The organism is Gordonia sp. SMJS1 (assembly GCF_029866425.1).
Lineage (GTDB): Bacteria > Actinomycetota > Actinomycetes > Mycobacteriales > Mycobacteriaceae > Gordonia > Gordonia hongkongensis.
Window position 1 is genome coordinate 4,848,643 of record NZ_CP123381.1, and the last position, 22,204, is coordinate 4,870,846.

18 protein-coding genes and 1 pseudogene are annotated in these 22,204 nt (G+C 67.7%); 8 read left to right on the forward strand and 11 right to left on the reverse strand.

Features of this window, described 5'->3' with window-relative positions:
• Positions 1-3: 3 nt before the first annotated feature.
• The gene (locus QAD21_RS21955; RefSeq protein ID WP_205333640.1) at positions 4-1,641 is read right to left on the reverse strand and encodes an NTF2-like N-terminal transpeptidase domain-containing protein; all 1,638 of its coding nucleotides are present in this window, start codon (positions 1,639-1,641) and stop codon (positions 4-6) included.
• 204 nt (positions 1,642-1,845) lie between these two features.
• On the opposite strand from QAD21_RS21955, the gene QAD21_RS21960 reads away from it, so the two are divergent.
• Complete coding sequence (locus tag QAD21_RS21960) at positions 1,846-2,607, forward strand: pirin-like bicupin family protein (protein ID WP_205333641.1); 762 nt, start codon at positions 1,846-1,848, stop codon at positions 2,605-2,607.
• Positions 2,608-2,671: 64 nt separating this feature from the next.
• On the opposite strand, the gene QAD21_RS21965 is transcribed toward QAD21_RS21960, so the two are convergent.
• The gene (locus tag QAD21_RS21965; protein WP_205333642.1) at positions 2,672-3,283 is read right to left on the reverse strand and encodes a TetR/AcrR family transcriptional regulator; all 612 of its coding nucleotides are present in this window, start codon (positions 3,281-3,283) and stop codon (positions 2,672-2,674) included.
• A 143-nt stretch (positions 3,284-3,426) separates the two neighbouring features.
• Between QAD21_RS21965 and QAD21_RS21970 the strand changes: the two genes are divergently transcribed.
• Positions 3,427-4,608, forward strand: coding sequence for an aromatic ring-hydroxylating dioxygenase subunit alpha (locus tag QAD21_RS21970; RefSeq protein WP_280361836.1), 1,182 nt, complete (start codon positions 3,427-3,429; stop codon positions 4,606-4,608).
• A 90-nt stretch (positions 4,609-4,698) separates the two neighbouring features.
• Positions 4,699-5,847 (forward strand): hypothetical protein, encoded by a 1,149-nt coding sequence (locus QAD21_RS21975; RefSeq protein WP_280360258.1) that lies wholly within the window; start codon positions 4,699-4,701, stop codon positions 5,845-5,847.
• A 42-nt stretch (positions 5,848-5,889) separates the two neighbouring features.
• Here the strand turns inward: QAD21_RS21975 and QAD21_RS21980 are convergent.
• The 3 genes and pseudogenes from QAD21_RS21980 to QAD21_RS21990 form a co-directional block, all read right to left on the reverse strand.
• Positions 5,890-6,829: pseudogene (locus tag QAD21_RS21980) on the reverse strand (NAD(P)-dependent oxidoreductase).
• A 76-nt stretch (positions 6,830-6,905) separates the two neighbouring features.
• Positions 6,906-7,625 (reverse strand): sterol desaturase family protein, encoded by a 720-nt coding sequence (locus QAD21_RS21985; RefSeq protein WP_058252317.1) that lies wholly within the window; start codon positions 7,623-7,625, stop codon positions 6,906-6,908.
• A 15-nt stretch (positions 7,626-7,640) separates the two neighbouring features.
• Positions 7,641-8,384: a GntR family transcriptional regulator gene (locus tag QAD21_RS21990; protein ID WP_247450477.1), complete on the reverse strand. Its 744-nt coding sequence runs from the start codon at positions 8,382-8,384 to the stop codon at positions 7,641-7,643.
• Between the two features lie 94 nt (positions 8,385-8,478).
• On the opposite strand from QAD21_RS21990, the gene QAD21_RS21995 reads away from it, so the two are divergent.
• A complete protein-coding gene (locus tag QAD21_RS21995) occupies positions 8,479-8,925 on the forward strand; it encodes a pyridoxamine 5'-phosphate oxidase family protein (protein WP_280360259.1) in 447 nt (148 codons plus the stop codon).
• A 36-nt stretch (positions 8,926-8,961) separates the two neighbouring features.
• On the opposite strand, the gene QAD21_RS22000 is transcribed toward QAD21_RS21995, so the two are convergent.
• On the reverse strand, positions 8,962-10,413 hold the full coding sequence (locus QAD21_RS22000) for an NAD(P)/FAD-dependent oxidoreductase (protein ID WP_205333645.1): 1,452 nt from the start codon (positions 10,411-10,413) through the stop codon (positions 8,962-8,964).
• 716 nt (positions 10,414-11,129) lie between these two features.
• Between QAD21_RS22000 and QAD21_RS22005 the strand changes: the two genes are divergently transcribed.
• Positions 11,130-12,389 carry an HNH endonuclease signature motif containing protein gene (locus tag QAD21_RS22005; RefSeq protein ID WP_280360260.1) on the forward strand — a complete coding sequence of 420 codons (1,260 nt, stop codon included), beginning with the start codon at positions 11,130-11,132 and terminating at the stop codon, positions 12,387-12,389.
• Between the two features lie 813 nt (positions 12,390-13,202).
• On the opposite strand, the gene QAD21_RS22010 is transcribed toward QAD21_RS22005, so the two are convergent.
• Positions 13,203-14,579: an IS1380 family transposase gene (locus tag QAD21_RS22010; protein WP_348534522.1), complete on the reverse strand. Its 1,377-nt coding sequence runs from the start codon at positions 14,577-14,579 to the stop codon at positions 13,203-13,205.
• Positions 14,580-14,914: 335 nt separating this feature from the next.
• On the opposite strand from QAD21_RS22010, the gene QAD21_RS22015 reads away from it, so the two are divergent.
• Positions 14,915-16,906 (forward strand): M13 family metallopeptidase, encoded by a 1,992-nt coding sequence (locus QAD21_RS22015; RefSeq protein ID WP_280360262.1) that lies wholly within the window; start codon positions 14,915-14,917, stop codon positions 16,904-16,906.
• The gene (locus QAD21_RS22020; protein ID WP_205333648.1) at positions 16,903-17,472 is read left to right on the forward strand and encodes a potassium channel family protein; all 570 of its coding nucleotides are present in this window, start codon (positions 16,903-16,905) and stop codon (positions 17,470-17,472) included. The genes QAD21_RS22015 and QAD21_RS22020 overlap by 4 nt, the downstream gene beginning before the upstream one ends.
• A gap of 24 nt (positions 17,473-17,496) precedes the next feature.
• Here the strand turns inward: QAD21_RS22020 and QAD21_RS22025 are convergent, their stop codons facing one another.
• On the reverse strand, positions 17,497-18,624 hold the full coding sequence (locus QAD21_RS22025; RefSeq protein ID WP_065630320.1) for an NDMA-dependent alcohol dehydrogenase: 1,128 nt from the start codon (positions 18,622-18,624) through the stop codon (positions 17,497-17,499).
• A 402-nt stretch (positions 18,625-19,026) separates the two neighbouring features.
• Between QAD21_RS22025 and QAD21_RS22030 the strand changes: the two genes are divergently transcribed.
• On the forward strand, positions 19,027-19,983 hold the full coding sequence (locus tag QAD21_RS22030) for a R2-like ligand-binding oxidase (RefSeq protein WP_065630319.1): 957 nt from the start codon (positions 19,027-19,029) through the stop codon (positions 19,981-19,983).
• Here QAD21_RS22030 and QAD21_RS22035 read toward each other — a convergent pair whose 3' ends face one another.
• The 3 genes from QAD21_RS22035 to QAD21_RS22045 are packed head-to-tail and all read right to left on the reverse strand — an operon-like array spanning position 19,984 to position 22,195.
• Positions 19,984-20,601: an ATP-binding cassette domain-containing protein gene (locus QAD21_RS22035; protein WP_065630318.1), complete on the reverse strand. Its 618-nt coding sequence runs from the start codon at positions 20,599-20,601 to the stop codon at positions 19,984-19,986.
• Positions 20,598-21,362, reverse strand: coding sequence for an ATP-binding cassette domain-containing protein (locus QAD21_RS22040; protein WP_205333650.1), 765 nt, complete (start codon positions 21,360-21,362; stop codon positions 20,598-20,600). Before QAD21_RS22040 ends, QAD21_RS22035 begins: the two co-directional genes overlap by 4 nt.
• Entirely contained in the window at positions 21,359-22,195 is an 837-nt protein-coding gene (locus QAD21_RS22045) for an ABC transporter permease (protein ID WP_280361838.1), read from the reverse strand. Before QAD21_RS22045 ends, QAD21_RS22040 begins: the two co-directional genes overlap by 4 nt.
• Positions 22,196-22,204 lie beyond the last annotated feature (9 nt).

A 22,204-nucleotide genomic window follows, 5' to 3' on the forward strand; every position in this document is an offset into this window, starting at 1 on the left:
GACCTACTTGATCGTGAAGTACTTCTGCGCGACCTGGAGTGCGGCGGTCCCCGACTTGGGCCCCTCGGTGTAGATGACGACGACCTGACCGCCCTGGAGCCCCACGAACCAGCCGGGCCCCTCGGGGCCGTTGGTGCCGACGAGGGCACGCAGTCCCGGCGCGCGGGTGAGGTCACTGGCGTCGCCGGTGGCGGCAGTGGCGGTCATCGCCTGCAGCACCGGCCGGACGACGGCCGGATCGAGCCCGCCGAGCTCACCGCCCGCGATCTTCGTCGGCACGTTTTTCAGCACGAACGGCGGCACCGACGAGGCCTGCCCGGAGGCGCTGCGCGCCATGGCGACACCGAAGGCGGCCATGTTGGTCATCGACATCATGCTCGAGCCGGGACGGTAGTCGATGGTCGCGATCCCGGGACGGTCAGCGGTCGGAACGCTCGCACCGGGCACCGTGAACTGGACGCCGAGTCCGAGCCGGTCGAGCAGTTCGTCGCCACGCTGCTGCTCCGACCCGACGGCTCGCCCGATCGCGTCGAAGACGGGATTGAGGGTGGTGCCGACCGGATAGGGCTGGTCGAGGTCGACGCCGCTCTCGATCGCGTACGAGTTCTGCGCCATCCCGGTGATCGCACCGGTCTGCGCGTCGAGGGTCATGATCGTCGCGGGTTGACCGACCTCGACGGCCGCGTCGCCCAGGGACAGCTGGACGCCCTGGTCCATCGTGGTCGGGACGTCGGGTCCGGGAGGACCCTGCTCGCCGGCCAGCTTGCGGGGCGCGGCACCCGGACCGAGCATCTCGACCTGCCACCCGGCGGTGGCGTCGCGGATGGCCTGCCAGTAATTGGTCAGCCCGTCCTCGAGGGGGGAGGACAGGCGCCGGTCCGCCATCACCAATTGATCGGATCGGTTGACCACGACACCGGGGACCCGACGCGGGTCGCCGGCGAGCACCTCCATGTCGGAGTCACGCAGACCGACCGCGGTGATGGCCCGGCCCGGCGTGGCGTCGAGCTTCTCTCGGATGACCTGCCCGGTGATCAGCGGCGCGATGGGCGCGATCACCCGGGCCAGCGCCCGCACCGAGGCGTTGAGGTCCGGGGTTCGGGTGGGATCGAGCACGATCTCGTTGACCGGCTGGGCGTACATGAAGACCCGGCCGGTTCGGCTGCGGACGGTCGGGGCCGGCTTCGCGTCGGTGCGGATCTCGCGCAGGGTGCCGCCGGCGGTGAGGCCGGCGTGCAGGATCGCGGGGTCCCAGGTCACCTTCCAACCCGACGACAGCTTGCGCGCGGTACCGCCGCTGGTCGACTCGTACACGCGGCCCTTGTCCCAGTTCCAGGTGGTGGTGACCGAGAAGGTCGCCGTCCCGTCGCTGTATTCGACGGGGTTGTCGACGTCGACGTCGACGCGTTGGGCACCCATCTGTCTCAGAGTGGTGGTGAGACTGTCACCGGCTTGTCCCGGTGCGGTGGTGAACGTGGCGGCCCCGCCGGCGTCCTGGCGGCTGAGGGCGTCGGCGAATGCGTCGATGGCGGCAGCGGCGCCCGTGTCGGTCGAACCGGCGAACCCGCAGGAACTCACCATGACCGCGCACGTGACCGCGGCACAAGCGGCTGTCGTCGCGCGCTTGACCCAGATCTTCATGACGACAATTTTCACTCGTGTAACACTCGAAATCGACGCCGCCAGCTTCCATTCGGGGATCAAGCCGGTCACGAACTCATCTCGCCCACGGGACTTTTGACACTCCGCGGCGTGCGCGATCGCCGTCCGGGGACCGACGTCGACAGATCCCGGACCCGGCCGTCCCCGACCGCCCTCACCTTGCCGCACTGCGACAATGGGCGCATGGTTTTCACCGTCTTCCGTGGCGACGATCGTCCGGTCACCGCCACCGACTGGCTGACCTCACGGCACTGCTTCTCCTTCGGCGACCACTACGACCCGTCGAACACGCACTTCGGCGCGCTGCTCGCCGTCAACGATGAGGTCGTCGCACCCGGCGCGGGCTTCGATCTCCACACCCATCAGGAGAGCGAGATCGTGACATGGGTGGTCGCGGGGACGCTGGTCCACCGCGACTCGGCCGGGCACTCCGGTGTCCTCTACCCCGGCCTGGTACAGCGGATGAGCGCGGGCACCGGCGTCGAACACTCCGAGCGCAACGACTCATGGCCCGACCTGCCCGACGCCGGCACCGAGCCCGTCCGCTACGTCCAGATGTGGCTCATGCCCGACCGCCACGGCCTCGCGCCGTCGTACGCGCAGGCCGATGTCCGCGACCGACTCGCCGCGGGCGGACTCGTACCGATCGCGTCGGGCGTCGCCGATGTCGACGCCGCGGTCTCCGTCGCCAACTCGGGCGCCACCCTGTTCGCGGCGCGACTCCGCCCCGGCGAGACCGTCGAGGTACCCGCTTCCCGGTTCACCCACCTGTTCGTCGTGGACGGACAGGTCGAGGTCGACGGGGTCGGCGTCCGGGAGATCGGCGTTCTGGGCCCGGGTGACGCCCTCCGAGGCATCGACTCCGCGTCGTACCAGATCCGCGCCGGCGACGACTCCGACGCCGAGGTGCTGGTGTGGTCGATGGCCGCCGGGCTGGGTGGGTAGAGCTCTGGCCGCCACCGATCACCGTCGGCGCGTGGCCCAACCGTGCGGCGAGGCGTCGGCGCCGTCAGGGGTTGATGCTCTTGGCCGCGATGGCCACACCTATCCAGCGGTGCAGGAATTCCCGCAATTCAACCGGGGTGCGTGTGAGTTCGCGCGGATCCACGAGCAGTGACTGGACGAACCGCAACATCACCTCGACGAGCTCATCCATGTCGTCCTCGACCCACCCGTGGGCAGCCCAGTCGACATCGAGATGTTCGACGATCACCCGACCCATCGCGATCGCCTGGGGTGACGTGACCTCGGCAGTGAAACGGCCGTGCTCTGCCTCGGCGAAGAGCAGGCCGAATCGCCGGTGTTGTCGCAGCCGTTCGAAGGTCAGGGCGATGGCTTCGACGATCGCATCCGCCGGGTCGGTCAACCCTTGTAGCGACCGAGCCAGATCCGCCAGGAATTCGTCGGTCGCGTGCTGCGCCGTCGCCGACAGCAGGGCTTTCGTGTCCGGGAAGTAGCGATAGACGGTCTGACGGGCCACCCCGAGCCGCTGAGCGACCTGACGGATGTTGACGCCACCGGCTCCGGCGTCCATCAGCTCGCCGGCCGCAACGACTATGCGCTTGCTCGCTTCGTCATCGTCGGTCGGAGGGGTGGCCCCGGCCCAGCCGTGGGTGCGCATCCACACATTGTGTCGTGCTGCGGGGATCCCCGCAGCCCCTCCCCTCGGGCCGGACGTCGCAACACGGCTGGACATAGAACGTGTTTCATGTATTGTCAGGCCCCAGCCGACTGAACGGACCCGAAAGGACAGCCCCCGTGACGATCGACATCCCCGAAACCACTCCCTCGACCGGCTCGTACGGTGCCGATCTCACTCGTCGAGCACTGGATCTCGCGATGTCCAGCAGCACCGACATGGCCGAGTCGACTCTCCGCGTACCGCTGGACTACTACCGCGACGACAAACTCGCCGAACTCGAACAGACTCGACTGCTGCGCGAGACGCCGCTGGCGCTGCTGGCCTCGGCGCAGATCCCGAACAACGATGACTACGTCGTACGGACGGTGCTCGACGACTCGTTGCTCATCACCCGTGATCGAGACGGGCAGACCCACGTCTTCCTGAACTACTGCCGTCATCGCGGTGCGATGCCGGCCTGTGGCGCGGGCAACGCCCGACGCTTCACGTGTCCGTATCACGCGTGGGTCTATGACAACACCGGCAAACTCCGCGGGGTCCCCGGCAAAGCCGGATTCGACGATCTCGACCGCTCCGACTACGGACTGGTCGAACTGCCGAGCGAGGAACGGCACGGATTCATCTGGGCCGTCCTCACCGCCGATGCGCCGCTCGACCTGGACGCCCACCTGGGCAGTTTCGACGACGAGCTCGCCCGTTGGAGGTATCAGGACTTCCAGTACCACGACGAGCGACATCTCGAATCGACGGTGAGCTGGAAAGGCGCCCTGGAGGCTTTCGCCGAGGGTTACCACTTCCCGTTCGTCCACGGCAACAGCGTGATCGGTCAGAACACGATCGCGAACACGCACGTCTACGACGAGTACGGGCCACACCATCGGATCGGGTTCCCGTTCAACTGGATTCGCGACCTCGCGGACAAAGAGCCCGACGCCACCTGGGACGATCCGAGCGCCTACATGGGCCTCATCTATTGGATCTACCCGAATCTCATCCTCGCCAACAGTCCGGTGGGGGTCGAGGTCATCGACATCCTCCCTGCCGGTTCGGCGACCCGCTGCACCGTGCGCCACAGCTGGATGGCCAAGTACCCGGCCGACACTCCGGAACAGACCGAGATGTATGCCGGCATCTTCGCCCAGGTACACGCGGCGGTCCGCGACGAGGATTTCGCGATGCTGCCACAGTGCGGCGAAGGTGTGCGACGCGGCCAGCACGAACACATGGTCATCGGGCGCAACGAGATCGGGGTGCAGCACATGGTCCGGGTGATGGCCGGACATCTCGGCATCGCGCTCGGATGACCCGGCGGACCGTCGACCACGCGCACCGGCGACGCTCGAGATCCCGGTGATGGCGTACACCGGCGCCCGCGCCGAGATCTGGGACCGCTGATGGACATCGACTGGTGCTCACTCGAAGATCACCTGATCCGCTGCATCGAACTCGTGGTCGCCGAAGCCGCCGAGCAGCATCCGGCGAACACCGTCTACGCTGCCGCCCTGACCGATGTCCACGCTCGGGACATGCTCTTCCTGTGGCCGTCGATCCGGGTGGCGTGGCAGCCCCAGGGCTCCCCGGCCACCGAGCGCGGTGACCTCCGCAAGCGGGACGTCGACGACTGGGACCGGCTCGTCGACGCGCCCCCGACCGGGGATCTGTGGGCAGAGCGGCTCACCGCGTCCGTGGGTCGGCACGGCCATCCGTGGAATGTCGTTGCCGCGCAATTTCATCGGAGTCTCGGCAACGCCTGCCGTCGCGCGACGGCGACGCTTCACGGGTCGGCCCACCTCGACGACGACTTCGTCGTACTCGTCCACGATCCCGAGTGCCGAGAGGCCGCGATCCGGGCATCGGTCGACGACGAGGTTCTGCGACGGCTCTTTCCCGAGCTCCACCGGACCTCGGCGATCGAAGCCCGCCTCGACCGTCTGTCCGAGCCCGACCGAATCGATGCGCTGGTCGAGATCCTGACCTCCGACACCGACACCGACGGCGAACTGCGCCCGGTCGCTCGCCGACTCCTGGCCGCGCAGGGCCCGATTGCCGCGCAGCGCGTGGTGGACGAGCTGCGCAGCACCCCACTCGATCCATCGAACTCGCATCGGGTCGACCGCCTGTATGACGTCCTCATCGACACCGGGATCACCGATTCCCAGGTCGCGGACCGGTTGGCGGACACCGTCGAACGGGCAGGCAATCGGCCCGTCGACGTGGCGAAGGCGGCCACAGTACTGTGCATGCTCGGCCACGTCCATCGAGCCACGCACCTCGTGGCGGGCCTCCCCGACGACATGGCCGCCCAGGCCCTCAGCGCTCCTTTCCTGGCCGAGCACCGGCGAACGCCGCTCGACTATCGACTGCTGGCCGAGATCCTCACCGCCCGTCCGGTTCTCGACGACCTCATGCTCGCCTCGTTGACGCCCACACGCATACACGACATCGCCCACGAGGACCTGCGCACCGCTTCCGACGCCCTGGCGTCCCCGTGGCAGTTCATCCGGCGCCACGCCGCGATCGTGCTGCTCTCCTCCCACCTGTGACCCGGCGCGCGACGCCAGCCGGTCACGCCGGCAACCCGGGAACTACACCGCAGGTCGACGCCGATCAGACCCGGCGTCGAGCTGACGTGCCATCTGCGCGTACCCCTCCCACACCGAGGCGTAGCGCGGTCGCCAGTCGGTGGCTGACCGAAACCGTCTGTTGGACACCCGAAGCGAACGTGTCAGCGACGTGGTGCGTTCGCCGAGCAGGAGGGCGGCCGGCCGGGACCGGTCACGTACGGGTGCTTACCGACCGCACCGGCCAGGGCGGCCGTGTGGAGCTTCTTGTTGACCGGTAGGTCGTCGACGATGTTGTAGGTGCCGGAACCGATTCGAGTGCGGACACCACGGCGTCGGCGGCATCGGCGAGGTGGATCGAGGAGACGTAGGCACCGGGTCGGCCGGCGCGGAAACCGATCCGTCGTCGGGCGAGCGCCATGAGCTGCTCGCTGTGGGCGGCGCCGACGCCATAGAACAACCCGAACCGGAGCACCACGCCGATCCCACCCGAATCAGTGAACCGGCGGGCCGAGGCCTCGGCGGCGTGGTTGCCCACCGCGATCGGATAGTGGTCGACCGGCGACTCCTCGTCGATCCACCGGTCACCGGCGTCGGTGTACACCATGGCAACCGATTCCTGCACCACCCGCGGCACGCCGGCGGCGAGTGCGGCGTCGACCACCGCGGCCGAGCCCTCCCGCCGGATGCGATGACAGTCCGCCCAGGCCGACTTCCGGACGAATGAGGCGGTCCCCGGAAGGGAGGACGCGAGATTGACGACCGCGCCGCAGCCGTCGAAGTACTGGGCGAGTCCGTGTCGATCGAACAGCGACACCCGAATCGGGGCGGCGCCGTGGGCACGCAGCGCGGAAGCGGCGGCATCCGAGCGCGCCAGCGCACACACGTCGTGTCCCGCGGCGACCAATGCGGGCACCGCGTATCCCCCGATGGCCCCCGTACCGCCGGTGACGAATACCCGCATGCGGGCGAGTATCCCGGATCGCGGTGCGGTTTGTCCCGGCTACCGGGACAAACCGCACCGTCATGTGTTTCGCCGGTCAGTCCCCGGTCTGCGACAGCGCGTGCAGATCCTTTGCGGTGGGCGACTTCTCGACCGTGTCGGGATCGGGATAGGTGTGCAGCAACCGGTCCGCGGTGCCCGCGGTGGTGACCGCGAACCAATAGTGCTCGTTGCGGTAGTGATGGAATCGATGGTTGCGCCACAGCCGGCGATAGTAGGCGTGGCGCGGCCGGTAGTCGGAGTGGATCAGATAGTGCGTCCATTCATAGACCAGTCCGATCGCCGCGAGCGTTGCCATGAACGTGAGACCGCGCTCGGCACTGGCGAAGACGAGGAGCCCCACCGCGACGGCCGCGAGGACGACCGTGACCAGCACCTGCCACGGGATGAACACCAGAGGGATGTTCCGCGGGTCCGAGTGGTGCTCGCGATGCTTACGCGCCACCAGCGGATCGATGGTGACCGGTCCCAGGCGCTTCGGCCGCCAGTGCAACACGACGACGTGGATCAGCCATTCGGCCAGCGGGAAGCTCGCGATCATCACGACCGGGACGACCAGATCGGCGATTCCCCACCCGCCCAGCCAAATTCGCGCCGCCGACGAGGTCACCAGGAACGCGGCGATCATCCAGGGCGACGGGTGCCGGAGGAACTCGGCGAATGCGGCACGCAGGGTCGTCGACCGCCGTGATCGCATTCGCCGTTCCTCCGCCGCCACCTGCCGGCGCGCCCTGTGGTCGATGTGGTCGGCGTCGATGCTCTCGGCAGACATTCAGTTCCCCTCTCCGATGTCGGACTCCGCGCCCTCGAGTGCCTGACAGAGTTCGAGCAATGCCGCGGTCGCGGGCGCGAGCAGTTCACGGGCAGCGGCCTCGGCGCGGCCGGGTTCGCGAGACGTGATCGCTTCGACGAGCGCGCGATAGCCGTCGATGTTGCCGACCTCCGACTCCAGCATCGACGCGAGCGCGGGAAGCGCCGGTTCGTACGCGGCGCGGAGCGAGTTGTACATGAGACGGAATGCGATCGAGTCGGCCGCGTCGACGATCGCGCTCCAGAACTCGAGTGCCGCGACCTGCTGTCCGACCGGGTCCGGTTCGGCGGCGAGATCGGCGAGCAGCGCTGTCAGCCTGACGATCTGGTCGTCGGTCACCCGCCTCGCCGCCAGTCCGGCAACATCCGGGCCCACCGCGGCGCGTGCCTCGACGATCGAGCGAGCGACACTCGGCACGAGCGCGCCGCCCCGGATCAGGAGTCGCGGCAACAGATCGAGGCCACCCGTCCGCGCGATGTCCTGGACCCGTGCGCCGTCGCCCTGCCGAATGGAGACCAGACCGGCCGCCGCCACCCGCTTCAACGCTTCCCGCACGGTGGGCCGCGAGACGCCGAGGATGCGGGCCAGTTCCCGTTCGCTTGGAAGGGTCTCGCCGGCCGGTAGGTCACCCGACAGCACGCCCTCGACGATCTGGTCGAACACGATCTCGGGGGCGCTCTGCTGGGACACGGGCTCGAACGGCATGCACCGACCGTAGAACCAAGAGGACAGATGGTCAAGTGGTCAGACCAGTTAGCTGCGTAAGGAATGATCGGCGGGCGCTCGGGTTGTACCCACCATGAGTGACATCGCCGCGCCCTCGTCCGACACCCTGACCGCCGACGATCTGGACTTTCTCAGCCGCCCACTCCTTGGCTTCTTCTCGACGGCGACCGGCCCGACGCCGCCGCAGCCTCGGCCGGTGTGGTTCGAGGCGACCGCGGACGGCGAGATCCAGCTCTTCACCGGTCCCGATTCGCTGAAGGTGCGTCGTCTGGCCGCCGATCCGCGCGCCTCGATCGTGGTTGCCACCCCGGTCGAGGAACGCGAGCGCTGGATCTCCATTTCCGGCGCCACGCGCATCGAGACCGACGGTGCGGCCGCACGCGAACTCGCAGCACGACTCGCCGACCGCTACTGGGACCTCGACGACCCCACCCGCGCACAGGATCTCGCGGAGATCCTCGCCGACGACTGGGTGCGGATCGTCATCCGGCCGGACAAGATCCGGCGACTGACTTTCTGACCTGGGCCGTCGACTCGGCGACCGCCGGGCCGCGGCTCATCGCAGCTGATCGAGCAACCGCAACCACACCTCGCTGATGGTCGGATACGACGGAACCGCATGCCACAGCCGCGAGAGCGGGACCTCGCCGACGATGGCCACCGTCGCCGAATGGACGAGTTCCGCGGTCTGCGGCCCCACGAAGGTCGCACCGACGAGGATGTCGCGGCTCGCATCGACGACGAGACAGGCGTGACCCGAGTACTCGGGATCGGTCAGGTAGGACCCCGCCACGGAGATGTCCCCGTCGGCGATCCGTACATCGATGCCTGCGTCCTTCGCCTGCTTCGCGGTCAGCCCGACAGATGCGATCTCGGGCCGGGTGAACACCACCTGCGGTACGGCACCGTGGTCGGAGCTCGCGACGTACCGCGGACCGTCGAGGTCCCGGTTCTCGGCACGTGCGGCGATCACGTCCCCGGCCACCCGCGCCTGATACTTACCCATGTGTGTCAACGCATTACGGCCGTTGACATCTCCCACCGCGTACAGCCACGGGTGGTCGGCCACCGTCAGATGGTCATCGGCGCGCAACGGGCCGCCCGCCTCGAGTCCCACCGACTCCAGACCGAGATCCCGCGTCGCGGGCGAGCGTCCCGCCGCCACCAGGATCTCGTCGACGACGAGCTCGCCTGCGCCGTCACCGTCGAGCCGGATGGTGGCGGGGCCGCCGTGGATGCGTCCGTAGCCGGTGTCGGCGGCGCCGGGCCGGTCGACCGACTCGATCGTCGTCCCGAACCGGATGTCCACGCCGCGGGCAGTCAGCGAGTCCGCGATCCGCTCTGAGACGAACGACTCCATCTTAGGCAGCAACCGGTCACCGCGGATGGCCATGACGACCTCCGCACCGAGGTCGAGCAACCAGGTCACCGCTTCGCACGCCACGACGCCACCGCCGACGACGAGGATCCGATCCGGCACCTCGACGAGATTCGTCGCGTCCCGGGAGGTCCACGGGTGCGCCTCGGCCAGACCGGGTGTCGGCGGGATCGACGCCGTGCTCCCCGTCGCCACCACGACCGCCTCACGCGCCGTCACCACCGTGTCGCCGACGGTCACCTGCCGCTCACCCGACAACCGCCCATGCCCGCGGATCACCGTCATCCCGGCACCTTCGGCCCATTTCACCTGCCCGGAGTCGTCGTGGGTCGCCCCGGGCCCGTCCCGTCGGTCGTTCACTGTGTCGCGCCACGCCAGGAGGGCGTCGGCGTCCGGACGATCGCCGCTCACCCGTTCACGCGCACCCGCCAGGGCACGGGCTTCCTCGAGCGCGGACCCCGGACCCAACAACGCCTTGCTCGGCATGCATGCCCAGTACGAGCACTCACCCCCCATGAGCTCGTGCTCGATGACGACAGCAGTTCGATCGCTGCCCCGTATCGCATAGTCGGCGACATTCTCGCCCACCGGACCGCCACCGATCACGACGACGTCGAAGGTTGCATCCATGGGTTCAGCGTAGGTGGGTTTCGGCTCCGCGGTCGGCGAGTGCGCACGTTCCGAGGAGAGCAGTGTGCGACTCCTGGGAGTCGCTCTGTCGACGCTGCCGTTCACGAGCCCGCGCTCACCCCCCCCCCGCTGGTTGAGCCGGCACCGAGCGAAGCGAGGCGCCGAGTCGAAGCCCCCTGGTGACCCGACCACGCTGAACGACCCCGACAGACGAAGCGCCCCAGCCATTCACGACCCCCGCTGGTTGAGCCGGCACCGAGCGAAGCGAGGCGCCGAGTCGAAGCCACCTGGTGACCCGACGCCGAGTGACCCCGACGGACGAAGCGCCCCAGCCATTCACGAACCGGCGCTCGCCCCCCGCTGGTTGAGCCGGCACCGAGCGAAGCCGCCGGGCCGAGCAAGCGACGAAGGAGCGCGTCGAGGTCGAGGCGCCGAGTCGAAGCCACTCGGTAACCCCGACGCCGCTGAATGACCCCGACGGACGCAGCACCCCAGGCACGGCGTGTTGCGGATGCGGCCCGGGAGAGTCCTCAGACCCCCGCTCCATCGAGGACACAACACATTTGCCCCCCGAACGGGCACGAATACGACTGGAGTGCACCTCGGTCGACGGGGGGTTGCACAGTCAACGCCAATGGACGCACAGTCGACGAAAAACACTGCACAGTCGATGAATTCGTGTTTCGGGCCTGTTGAGACTCCTCGTAATCGAACGCATGTTCCGGTACCTTGGAGTCATGCCAGAGCTTGCCACCCTCCTCGATCGACTCATCGAGACCACCCCACCCGCCGACGACCGAACAGGCAGAGAAACTCTCGACGCCCTCGACACGTTGCGCCTGATCCGCAACACCGTCGACCACCAGATCGTCGCGCACGCAGCACAACTCGACGACCTCGGCGTCGCGCAGAAAGCCGGCAGCACCACCAAGAAGTTACTGATCGAGTCAGGCCACGCCCCGGCCGCCGCCCAACGCACCATGCGAAGTGTCGATGCCCTGCCGGGGTTGCCGGCGCTGTCTCGTCATGCCGCCGACGGGCGACTGTCCAGCGAAATCGTCGACGCCATTGTTCGCGGCATGAACCAGATCGAGAAGTGCTGCGCCGATGGTGGTTCCGACGACGACCGCTCACGGTACGAGATCGAACTCATCGCCCAAGCACTGTCCGGTGCGACGCCGTCGCAAGTGCTCAAGCATGCTCGCGCGATCGCCAACAACCTTGCCTATGCCTCCGACACCGGTGTCCCCTCGGCTGACGACCCATCGCTGAACTCGGTCAACGCGCACACCACCGACGACGGCCGCGTCGAGGTGCGCGCCGACCTCACCCAGGTGGTCGGTGAGAAGTTCATGGCGATGATCGACGAACGGTCCTGTCCGCGGCCCGAACCCGACGGCACCGAGGACCGGCGCACCGCCGAGCAACGCCGCGCCGACGCCTTCGAACTGATCCTCGATCAAGCAGCGGTCGGCGCCACCCTCGACACCGTCGGAAGCCCACGCACGCAACTGATGCTGACGATCCCCGCGACCGGAGACCTGGCGACGCTGCCGTGGACCGGATCGGTCAGCCATGCCGCCGCGAAACAGGTGTCGTGCGACGGCTCGCTCACGGAGATAATCCTCGATAGTGAGGGCGTACCACTACAGATGGGTCACACCCGCCGGTTGTATCCGTCACACTTACGCAAGGCGGTAATCGTCCGCGACGCCTGCTGCATCAAATGTGGTGCGCCGCCGTCCCATACGCAGGTGCATCACATCAAGTCGTGGGCCGACGGCGGACCCACCGACCTCGACAACGGGTGTCTGCTGTGCCAGCGCTGCCACACCCAGGTCCACCACCACGGTTGGGACATCGTCATGGGTTTCGACCGACACCCCTGGCTCGTCCCACCCGCGACCATCGACCCACTGCGTCGACCGTTACCCGCCTACAACCGCCGCACCATGCGACTCGACGAGGCCGCCTGAACAGCCACCTGACCACCACCCCGACCGCACTCTTTCGCGCAGCACCTTCCGCACCCGACTCATGTCCGGGACTACATGTGTTCCTTGACAACTCCACAGTGATTCCACTCGCCACTGCCGTCCCGGGGTGACCGGGCAACGCATGTTCGGGAGCAGGGAGCACCCCTGCTCCCTGCTCTGAAAGAGCCAGAGGGCGCTGGGCCGGCGACCGGCAGACTTCAACTCGACCGGCAGACTTCGATCGAAGTCTAGGAGTCGAGTTGAAGTCTGTCGGTCACAATCGGGGCGCCGCGAGCTTGCAGAGCGCACGACCACCCCCCTCCCCCAGGAGCGCCCGGCGCTTGCGGAGGGCGCGTCAGCCCCCGCTCCCTGAGGAGCGCCCGGAGCTTGCGGAGGGCGCGTCACGAAGGGTCTTGGCGACCGAGTCAGCGAACCCGGATACCCATCCCCGCAACCGTCTCGGCGACCCCACCGCTCCCTAATCCGAAAGAGGCGCATAACCCCTGCTCCCTGAGGTGCGAGGAGCGCAAGCGACGAGCCACGAAGGGCTGGCGACCCATCTCGCCAGGACCCTTCGTGACGGCCTCCGCAAGCTCCGGCCTCCTCAGGGAGCGGGGGAGGCTCGCTTCGCTCGCACCTCAGCCTGAATCTTTCACGGGTGGGTAGGGTTTCGCCGATCGGTTGTCGGTGTCGCCTTTTGATGGTTGGTGCTGGTGTGTGGGCAGGGTGGATCGCCAGCGTTGGGTTCGCTGGTTGTTCGGGTTCTGAGGTGGGGTGGGCGGCGGTGACGGGGCGCGGTGACCGAGGGGCTGGTTAGGCGGTGAGGCGTTGCCAGCCGTGGCGTATGTGGTGGTTGTAGGGCCAGTCGGTGGGTAGTCGCAGGGTGGTGGTGCGGGCGTGGGTGATGATCTTGCCGCCGACGGTGAACAGGCGGTGGCGCAAGCGTTTGGGTTCCCAGCGGCGGATGGGGTCGTGGCGGTGGTAGCCGAGGGTTTGAGTCCAGGCAATGAGGTCGGAGGCCAGGGCGACGATATCGAGCCACAGTTGGTTTTTGGCGAATGAGTCGAACGGTAGGTTGGCCATGCCGGTGTCTTTGAGGCAGCGGATACGGTCTTCGGCGCGGGCACGTTGACGGTGACGCAGTTCCAGGATCGGCAGTGTCCAGCCGCGGCCGCGGGTGTTGGTGGCGAACACGGTGTAGCGGCGGCCCTCGATGTCGGTGATGAGGTGTTGGGCTCCGTTGTGGGGATATTCGCGGCGCGCGATCAGCCGCATCCCGGGTGGCCAGGGCTCGTAGGCGGTTTCGGTGTCACGGACCGAGCGCGGCATGTGGTCGGTGATCTCGGCGACCTGGGCATCAGCTCGTGGATCGGCGTCGTCGGTGTTGATCGCGGTCACCCAGGCGGCCTCAGGCAGCACGTCCAATGCGTCTTTGACCAGTTCGGAGATGGTGAACCCGACCGAGTACTGCAGGCGTTGCTCGGCCAGGTGGGCCAGGAACTTTTTGGCACACCCGGCCGAATCGGTACGTATGAGCACCTGGGCGCGTTCAGCGGCGGGCAGCTGGGCCAACGCCGCCTCGAGGGCCGCGATGTGCATGTCCGCACCTTTGGGTGAGGCACCTCCACGCCGCAGGTCCAGGTTCAGTGTTTCCCCGGTGCCGTAGGCGCCGTGGTCGACGAACGAACACATCGGGGAATGCCCGAACACCCGCTTATACGTTTTCTGGGCCTGTTCTTTGGCCGAGCCGGCGGTCACGGTCGTGGCATCGAGATCAACGATCACCAGCCCGCCATCGATGCTGCCCGCAGTGCCCTCCAACGGGCGGGCAATGCCCCACACCCGCTCCCGCGCCGCGGCGCGAGCCGCGCTGATCGCGGTACTGACCGCCTCGACATCGGTAGCCAGCCTGCTGATCACCCGCGAAATCGTCGGATCAGAGGCCACCTGCCCGTACAACTGTGGCTGAGCCCGGACTGTGGCCACATCGGCCACACAGTCACCACCGGTCGCCAAGGTGAGCGCCAGATCCAGCACGATCTTGGCCGGATCATGGACCGTCGCCGCGGTCCGCCACGGCGCCATCGCCGCGGTCAGCTCGGCTCCCAGGCCCGAGACCTGCACGGTTTTCGTCAGCAACACCCCGCCCGAGGTCGTCAGCACCGACTCAGTGCGCGTAGGGTCCACCATCAACTCGGGATACACGTTATTCTTCACCTGCGAGGTGCCTTTCTTCTTGTGACTATTTGTTTGTGGTGAATCAATAATCACAAGGCAGACAGGCACTTTCGCGTATCACACGCCGAACACCAGCAACATCAGTGAAATATCCAGGCTCAGGGGGCGGAGTGAGACGCTCGCAAGCTCGCTCCTCAGGGAGCGGGGGCGACGCTCGCAAGCTCGCACCTCAGGGGGCGGGGTGAGACGCTCCAGGCCGTCACGAAGCTCTCGCCCGGCAACGACCAGGGACTCTCCGATTTCGCCCACGGCGGAGGCGGCTGACGAATAGACGATCCGGTGACAGGATGGAGCGCGTGACTGCATCGAATACCGACCTCAGCTCCGGACTCGACCTCGAGTGGGTCGACGATTCCGTCCGCGTCCAGGACGACCTGTTCGCTCACGTCAACGGCAAGTGGCTCGAGTCGCACGTCATCCCCGACGACCGTTCCGTCGACGGCGCCTTCCACGTGCTGCGCGACAACTCCGAGGAGAACGTGCGCGACATCATCACCGACTGCGCCTCGTCGAACCCGGAGAGCGGTTCCGACGAGCAGAAGATCGGCGACCTGTACGCGTCGTTCATGGACATCGACCACATCGAGGCCCTCGGGATCGGCCCGATCACCGGCGAACTGGAGAAGATCGCGGCCATCAACTCACTCGAGGCGCTGGCCCGGCGGGTCGGACGGCTGCAGCGCCATGGCACCGGCGGTCTGTTCGGCTACTACGTGGACACGGATGCGAAGCAGTCCGACCGATACCTCGTGCACCTGACGCAGTCCGGTCTCGGACTTCCCGACGAGTCCTACTACCGGGAGGACAAGCACGCCGACACCAGGACGGCGTACGTCGCGCACGTCGAGCGCATGTTCGCGCTCGCCGGATTCGACGACGCCGCCGCCCGGGCCGCGACGGTCCTCGACCTCGAGACCGCCATCGCGGCTCAGCACTGGGACGTGGTCCGACGCCGCGATGCCGAGCTCACCTACAACCTCATGTCGCTCGACGAGTTGAGCACCACCGCAGACGGTTTCCCGTTTTCGGAGTGGTTCGGCGGACTCGGCACCAGCGGTGACGCGACCTTCGCCGAGGTCGTAGTCGCGCAGCCGTCGTTCCTGTCGGGCGTCGCCGGCCTCCTCACGGATCGCCCCCTCGACGAGTGGAAGACCTGGCTGACCTGGCGTCTCGTGCATTCGGCCGCGTCGTACCTGTCCGCACCGTTCGTCGACGAGAACTTCGACTTCTACGGCCGCATCCTGACCGGCGCGGAGGCCAACCGCGACCGGTGGAAGCGGGGCGTCGGGTTCGTCGAGGCCGCGATGGGATTCGCGGTCGGCAAACTCTATGTGGCCAAGCACTTCCCGCCCGAGGCCAAGGCACGGATGGACGAGCTGATCGCCAACCTGGTCGAGGCCTACCGCCGCAACATCTCCGAGCTACCGTGGATGACTCCCGAGACTCGGGAGAAGGCGTTGGTCAAGCTCGGCAAGTTCACCCCCAAGATCGGCTACCCGGCCAAGTGGCGCGACTACAGCTCGTTGAGCGTCGACCGCGGCGACCTCATCGGGAACGTCGCCCGGTCCGCGTCGTTCGAGCAGGACCGCGAGTTCGCCAAGATAGGCTCACCGGTCGACCACGACGAATGGTTCATGACGCCGCAGACGGTCAACGCCTACTACAACCCCGGCATGAACGAGATCGTGTTCCCGGCCGCGATCCTGCAGCCGCCGTTCTTCGACCCCGACGCCGACGACGCGGTCAACTACGGCGGCATCGGCGCGGTCATCGGTCACGAGATCGGGCACGGATTCGACGATCAGGGCGCGAAGTACGACGGCGACGGCAACCTCGTCGACTGGTGGACCGACACCGACCGGACCGAGTTCTCCGCGCGGACACGCAAACTCATCGACCAATACGGTGAGTTCACCCCGACCGGACTCGATCCCGAGCACAAGGTCAACGGCGACTTCACCATCGGTGAGAACATCGGTGACCTCGGCGGGTTGTCGATCGGACTCGTCGCGTACCAGATCGCGAACGAAGCGGGCGAGCCGCCGATCATCGACGGCCTGACCGGAACACAGCGCGTGTTCTACAGCTGGGCGCAGATCTGGCGGACCAAGACCCGGGATGCCGAAGCCATCCGACGCCTCTCGATCGACCCGCATTCGCCGCCGGAGTTCCGGTGCAACGGCGTCGTCCGCAACATGGACGCGTTCTACGAGGCCTTCGACGTCAAGCCCGGGGACTCGCTGTACCTGGACCCCGCCGAACGCGTGCGGATCTGGTGAACGACGTGCCCGGCGGACCCGGTCCGCGCGACGAGGGTCCGCCGGGTACGGCCGCATCACTGGGTCTGGTCCGGGGACGCGAACTCACGGTCGCCCTGCTGCGACCGATCGGAGCCGCCGTCGTCCTGCTCGCCGGATACTTCCTGCTGCCCATCGACAAAGAGAGCGACCTGAACTATCTCGGCCTCGTAGTCGGGGCCGCGCTGCTGATCGCGTTCTGTGTCTGGGAGGTCCGCAAGTTCGCCGGCTCCGACCGGCCCGTCGCGACCGCGATGGAGATGCTGGTGGCGCTGGCCGGGTTCTACATCGTCGCGTTCGCGACGACGTACTTCCTGTTCTCCGAATACGATCCCGGCAGTTTCAACGCGTCGCTCACCCGGATCGACGCCCTGTACTTCTGCCTCACCGTGTTCACCACGACGGGTTTCGGCGACATCGCGCCTGATTCGCAGGGTGCGCGCGTCGCGGTGTCGATCCAGATGGCGAGCACCCTGCTGCTCCTCGGTCTGGGCGTGCGCTTCCTCAACCTGCTGGTGAACCAGCGACGCCAGGCCACCGGACGGTGACCTGGCGTCGCTGATCGGTCAGGCTCAGTAGTCGTCGTCGCCGTAGACGATCATGCCGCGGATGTTGTTACCCGCCAGCATGTCGTCGTAGGCCTCGTTGATCTGGTCGAGTCGGTAGGTGTTGGTCACCAGGTCGTCGAGGTTGAGCTTGCCGGCCCGGTACTCGTTCAGGAGCGCCGGGACCTGCGTGCGGGGGCTCGCACCGCCGAAGATGGCGCCCTGCACGCGCTTCTGCATGAGGGTGAGATCGAAGAGGTTCATCTGAGCGTCCATCGAGGCGAAGTTGCCCATGCCCACGACGACGACCTGTCCCGCCTTGCCGGTGAGAGCAAGTGCCGGGGCGATCATCGACCCGTCGATCTCACCCACCGTGAGGATGGTCGTGTTGGCCATCTTGCCCCAGGTGATGTCACCGATCGCCTCGAGCGCCGCCTCCATCGACGGGAACGTGTGTGTCGCACCCAGCTTTTCGGCCATCTGCAACTTGAACGGCACCGGATCGACGGCGATGACGTTGCGCGCACCGGCCGCCGCGGCACCCTGCACCGAGTTGATACCGACACCACCGATGCCCACGACCACCACGGTGTCACCGGCATGCGTGCCGCCGATCTCGACGGCCGAACCCCAGCCGGTCGCCACACCGCAACCGAGCAGCGCAGCCGTCTGGAGGGGGATGTCGTCCTCGATCTTGACCAGCGACGCCTGATTGACCGTGATGTACGGGGCGAAGGTGCCGAGCATGCACATCTGCACCAGGGGCACCCCGTCGTGGGTGTACGCGCGGTTCGTGTCGTCGGCGATGGACAGGCCGGTCAGAAGGCGCGCGCCCTCGTCGCAGATGTTCTGCTGACCGCGTGAGCACGGCTCGCACGTGCCGCACGCGGGGATGAAGGCGGTGACGACGTGGTCACCCTCCTTGAGGCGGGTGACACCCGGGCCCACCTTGGTGACGATGCCGGCCCCCTCGTGACCGCCGAGCACCGGCATGGGTGCCGGGCTGTCGCCGGTCCGCAGGTGGTGATCCGAGTGGCACAGACCCGAGCTGACGAGTTTGACCTGGACTTCGCCCGCGACCGGATCACCGAGCTCGAACTCCTCGATCTTCCACTCTTCGCCCGGATTGCGCAGAACTGCACCTTTGGTCTTCATTCGTGCTCCTCGCTCGTGCTACCCCGAATCGGGGCGTCAGATATCGCCGTCTGCTTATGCGACGTAGATCACATGGTGGTCCACCGATGACACCTTCGCAGGCGTTTCACGCAATCCATGGCACAGGATTGGGGGTGACGTTCCAGCCGAGGATTCCGTGGCGCGGCGACCGCTGTCCCGGCGGCCGGGAACCGCTGCACAGTCGACGGCAAAGGCGCACAGTCGACGAACGAGGCCGCACGGTCGACGACCACGGGTCCGAAGCGACGACGGCGCCGGCCGGTCGGCACCACACCGCAAAGTACCTCGACGACAACAGAGTTGGCCGATCTCATGTCTGCGGATCGAGGAACGGGTTAGCGTCGGGGTATTCCACTTCCGAAGTGTCTGGCTGGTGATCTCATGACTCTCATCGAACACAAAGCGGAGGGCCGGCAGGACTTCTCGTCATTGCGACAAGGCGGTCTCAACTGGGACTCGTTTCCGTTGCGGCTCTTCGTGAAAGGCAATGCCCGGTTCTGGGACCCGGTCGCCATCGACTTCGCGCAGGACGCTCAGGACTGGGCCGAGCTCACTGACGAGCAGCGCCGGAGCGCCACCTATCTGGTGAGTCAGTTCATCGCCGGCGAGGAGGCGGTCACCCAGGACATCCAACCGTTCATGAAGGCGATGGCGACCGAGGGCCGCTTCGGCGACGAGATGTACCTGTCGCAGTTCTGCTTCGAGGAGGCCAAGCACACCCAGGTGTTCCGGCGATGGATGGACGCCGTCGGCCTCACCGGCGACCTCCAGAACTTCGTCAGCGCGAATCCCTACTACCACCAGCTGTTCTACGAGGAGCTGCCGGCGTCCCTGCACATCCTCGACCACGACCCGTCGCCACGGAACCAGATCCGCGCCAGCGTCACCTACAACCACGTGATCGAGGGCAGCCTGGCACTCACCGGCTACCACGCGTGGCAGAAGGTCTGTACCCAGCACGGGATCTTCCCCGGGATGCAGAAGCTGATCCGGTTCATCGGCGACGACGAGCGCCGGCACATGGCGTGGGGAACCTTCACGTGCCGCCGGCACGTGGCGGCCGATGACTCGCTCTGGGACGCCGTCGGCGAACGCATGAACGAGCTGCTGCCGCTCGCCCTGGGCATGATCGAGTGGGTCAACCAGCAGTTCGAGGTCCAACCCTTCGGCCTCGACAACGACGAGTTCCTCGCCTATGCCGCCGACCGCGCCCAGCGCCGGCTCTCCGCCATCGAGTCCGCCCGGGGGCGCCCGGTCGCCGAGATCGACCTCGACTACTCCCCCGAGGTCCTCGAGGACCAGTTCGGCGAGGACGACGCCATCCGCCTGCAGATGTGATCAGCGCCGATCGAGGTCGACGACATCCCGGCTGCGCGACTCCACCAGCCGCCGGTCGTGGCTCACCAGCAGCAGACCGGCCCCGGCGGCGACGAGGTCGTCGAGCAGCGAGGCCACGGCGCGGGACGCGACCGGATCGAGCATCGCGGTCGGTTCGTCGCACAGCACGACCCGCGGCTCCTGCACCACGACCCGCGCGAGGCACGCGCGCTGCAGTTGTCCGTCACTGACCTGTGCGGGGTAGCGGTCGAGCAGCGCGGGGTCGAGTCCGACGCGCCTCGCGGCACGGTCGACGTCACAGTCGCGTCGCGCGATCGTCGCGGGTTCGGCGACGATCCGGCGCAGCGTCCACCGCGGGTTGGTCACCAACCGCGGATGCTGGGCGAGCAGGCCGACATCCCCGGGACGCCGCCGGTCGCCGCACCACTCGACCGATCCCTCGGCCGGTGCGCTCAGCCCGGCGAGGATGCGCAGCAGCGTCGTCTTGCCACTCCCCGATCGCCCCACCACGCCGGTCACCGACCCGGCCGCCACGCCGACGTCGAGCGCGTCGAACACCACCGCGTCCCCGAAGCGCGCCGTGAGTCCCGTCCCGACGAGGAGGTCTCCCGTGGTCACGGCACCCTCTCGAAGAACCCGGCGACATAGGCGTCGTCGGAGTCGGCGATCTGATCGAGACGGCTGTGGTCGACGACCCGCCCCGCCCGCATGACGGCCACCGAATCGCACCCGCGGCGCATCGTCTCGACGTCATGCGTGATCACGAGGACCGCGGCGCCGCGCCGTGCGGTGTCGGCGAGGAGTTCCCAGATGTCGGCGGCGAGTTCGGCGTCGAGTGCGGAGGTGGGCTCGTCGGCGACGATCGTGTCCGGGTCGCCGGCCAGGGCCGCGGCGATCGCGGCGCGCTGTGCCATGCCACCGGACAGCTCGTGGGGATACAACCCGAGCGCATCGGGGTCGAGTTGCACGCGCCGGCACAACTCGACGGCGTCATGCGTACCGTCCAGGATGCCGATCACCTCGTCGAGCTGGGCTCCGACGCTGCGCACCGGGGTGAAGGAGGTGGCCACCGATTGGGGCACGAAGCCGACGCGACGCCCGCGGACCTCGCGCCACCGTCGGTCGTCACCGAGCAGTTGGTGGTCGGTGAACTCCTGGCCGCCCACCCGCAGCCGTCCGGTCACCGCAGCGCCCGGCGGGAGCAGACCGGACAGCACTGCCGCGACCATCGACTTACCGCAGCCGGATTGGCCCACGAGAGCTGTCAGCGTCCCCGCGGGCAACGGCAACGTGACGTCGTCGAGGACCCGGACCGCCGACCGGTTCCATCCGCTTCGGGTCACGATGTCCACCGTCACCCCGTCGAGTCCAGCACTCATCGCCACACCTCACCGGCCGGCGGCAACGTGGCTCGGCGCAGCGACGACGCCGCGGCCGCGCACGCAAGAGCAGTGACCATCAGGGCGACGCCCGGCACCACCAGCGTCCACCACGCACCGGTGAGGATGTCACCGCGCGCCTGACCGAGGAGCGTGCCCAGACTCGCGGCATCCGGGGAGAGCCCGACGCCCAGGAACGACAGTGTCGTCTCGTGCCAGACCGCATGGGGCAGCAGCACGGTCATCGCCACCAGTACCTGGCCGCTCACCGCGGGCGCCAGGTGACGCACCGCGATGAACGTGCGGGATGCGCCGGCCAGCCGGGCCGATTCCACCCACCCCGACGACATCGCCTCCAGTAGTTCGACGCGCACCACCCGCGCCACGGCGGGCCAGTGGGTCAGGGCTATCGACGCGATGATCGCGACCGGCTCGCCTCGCCACATCGCAGCGATGACGACTCCGACGACCAGGTGGGGTAGGGCATTGACGCCGTCGACGACGCGCATGATCACGGCGTCGAACCACCCGCCGACCGTCACCGCGGTCAGCCCGACAATGACGCCCAGGGCCGTTGCCAGGACCGCGCACGCCGCGGCGATCAGCAGTGAGATCCGCAGTCCCTCGGCGGTTCTGACACCGAGGTCGTACCCGGAATGATCGGTCCCCAGCACCGCCCCGGAACCCGGGGACATCAGTGATCGAGCGAAATCGGCGGTCTGGTCGCCTGCGACCACGGGCCACCCGACCGCCGTCACGACCAGAACTGCCAGCACCACCCACGGCGCGACGAGGGCCACGCGGTGACCGACCGTCAACCGACGGTCGGTCAGCTGCGTCGT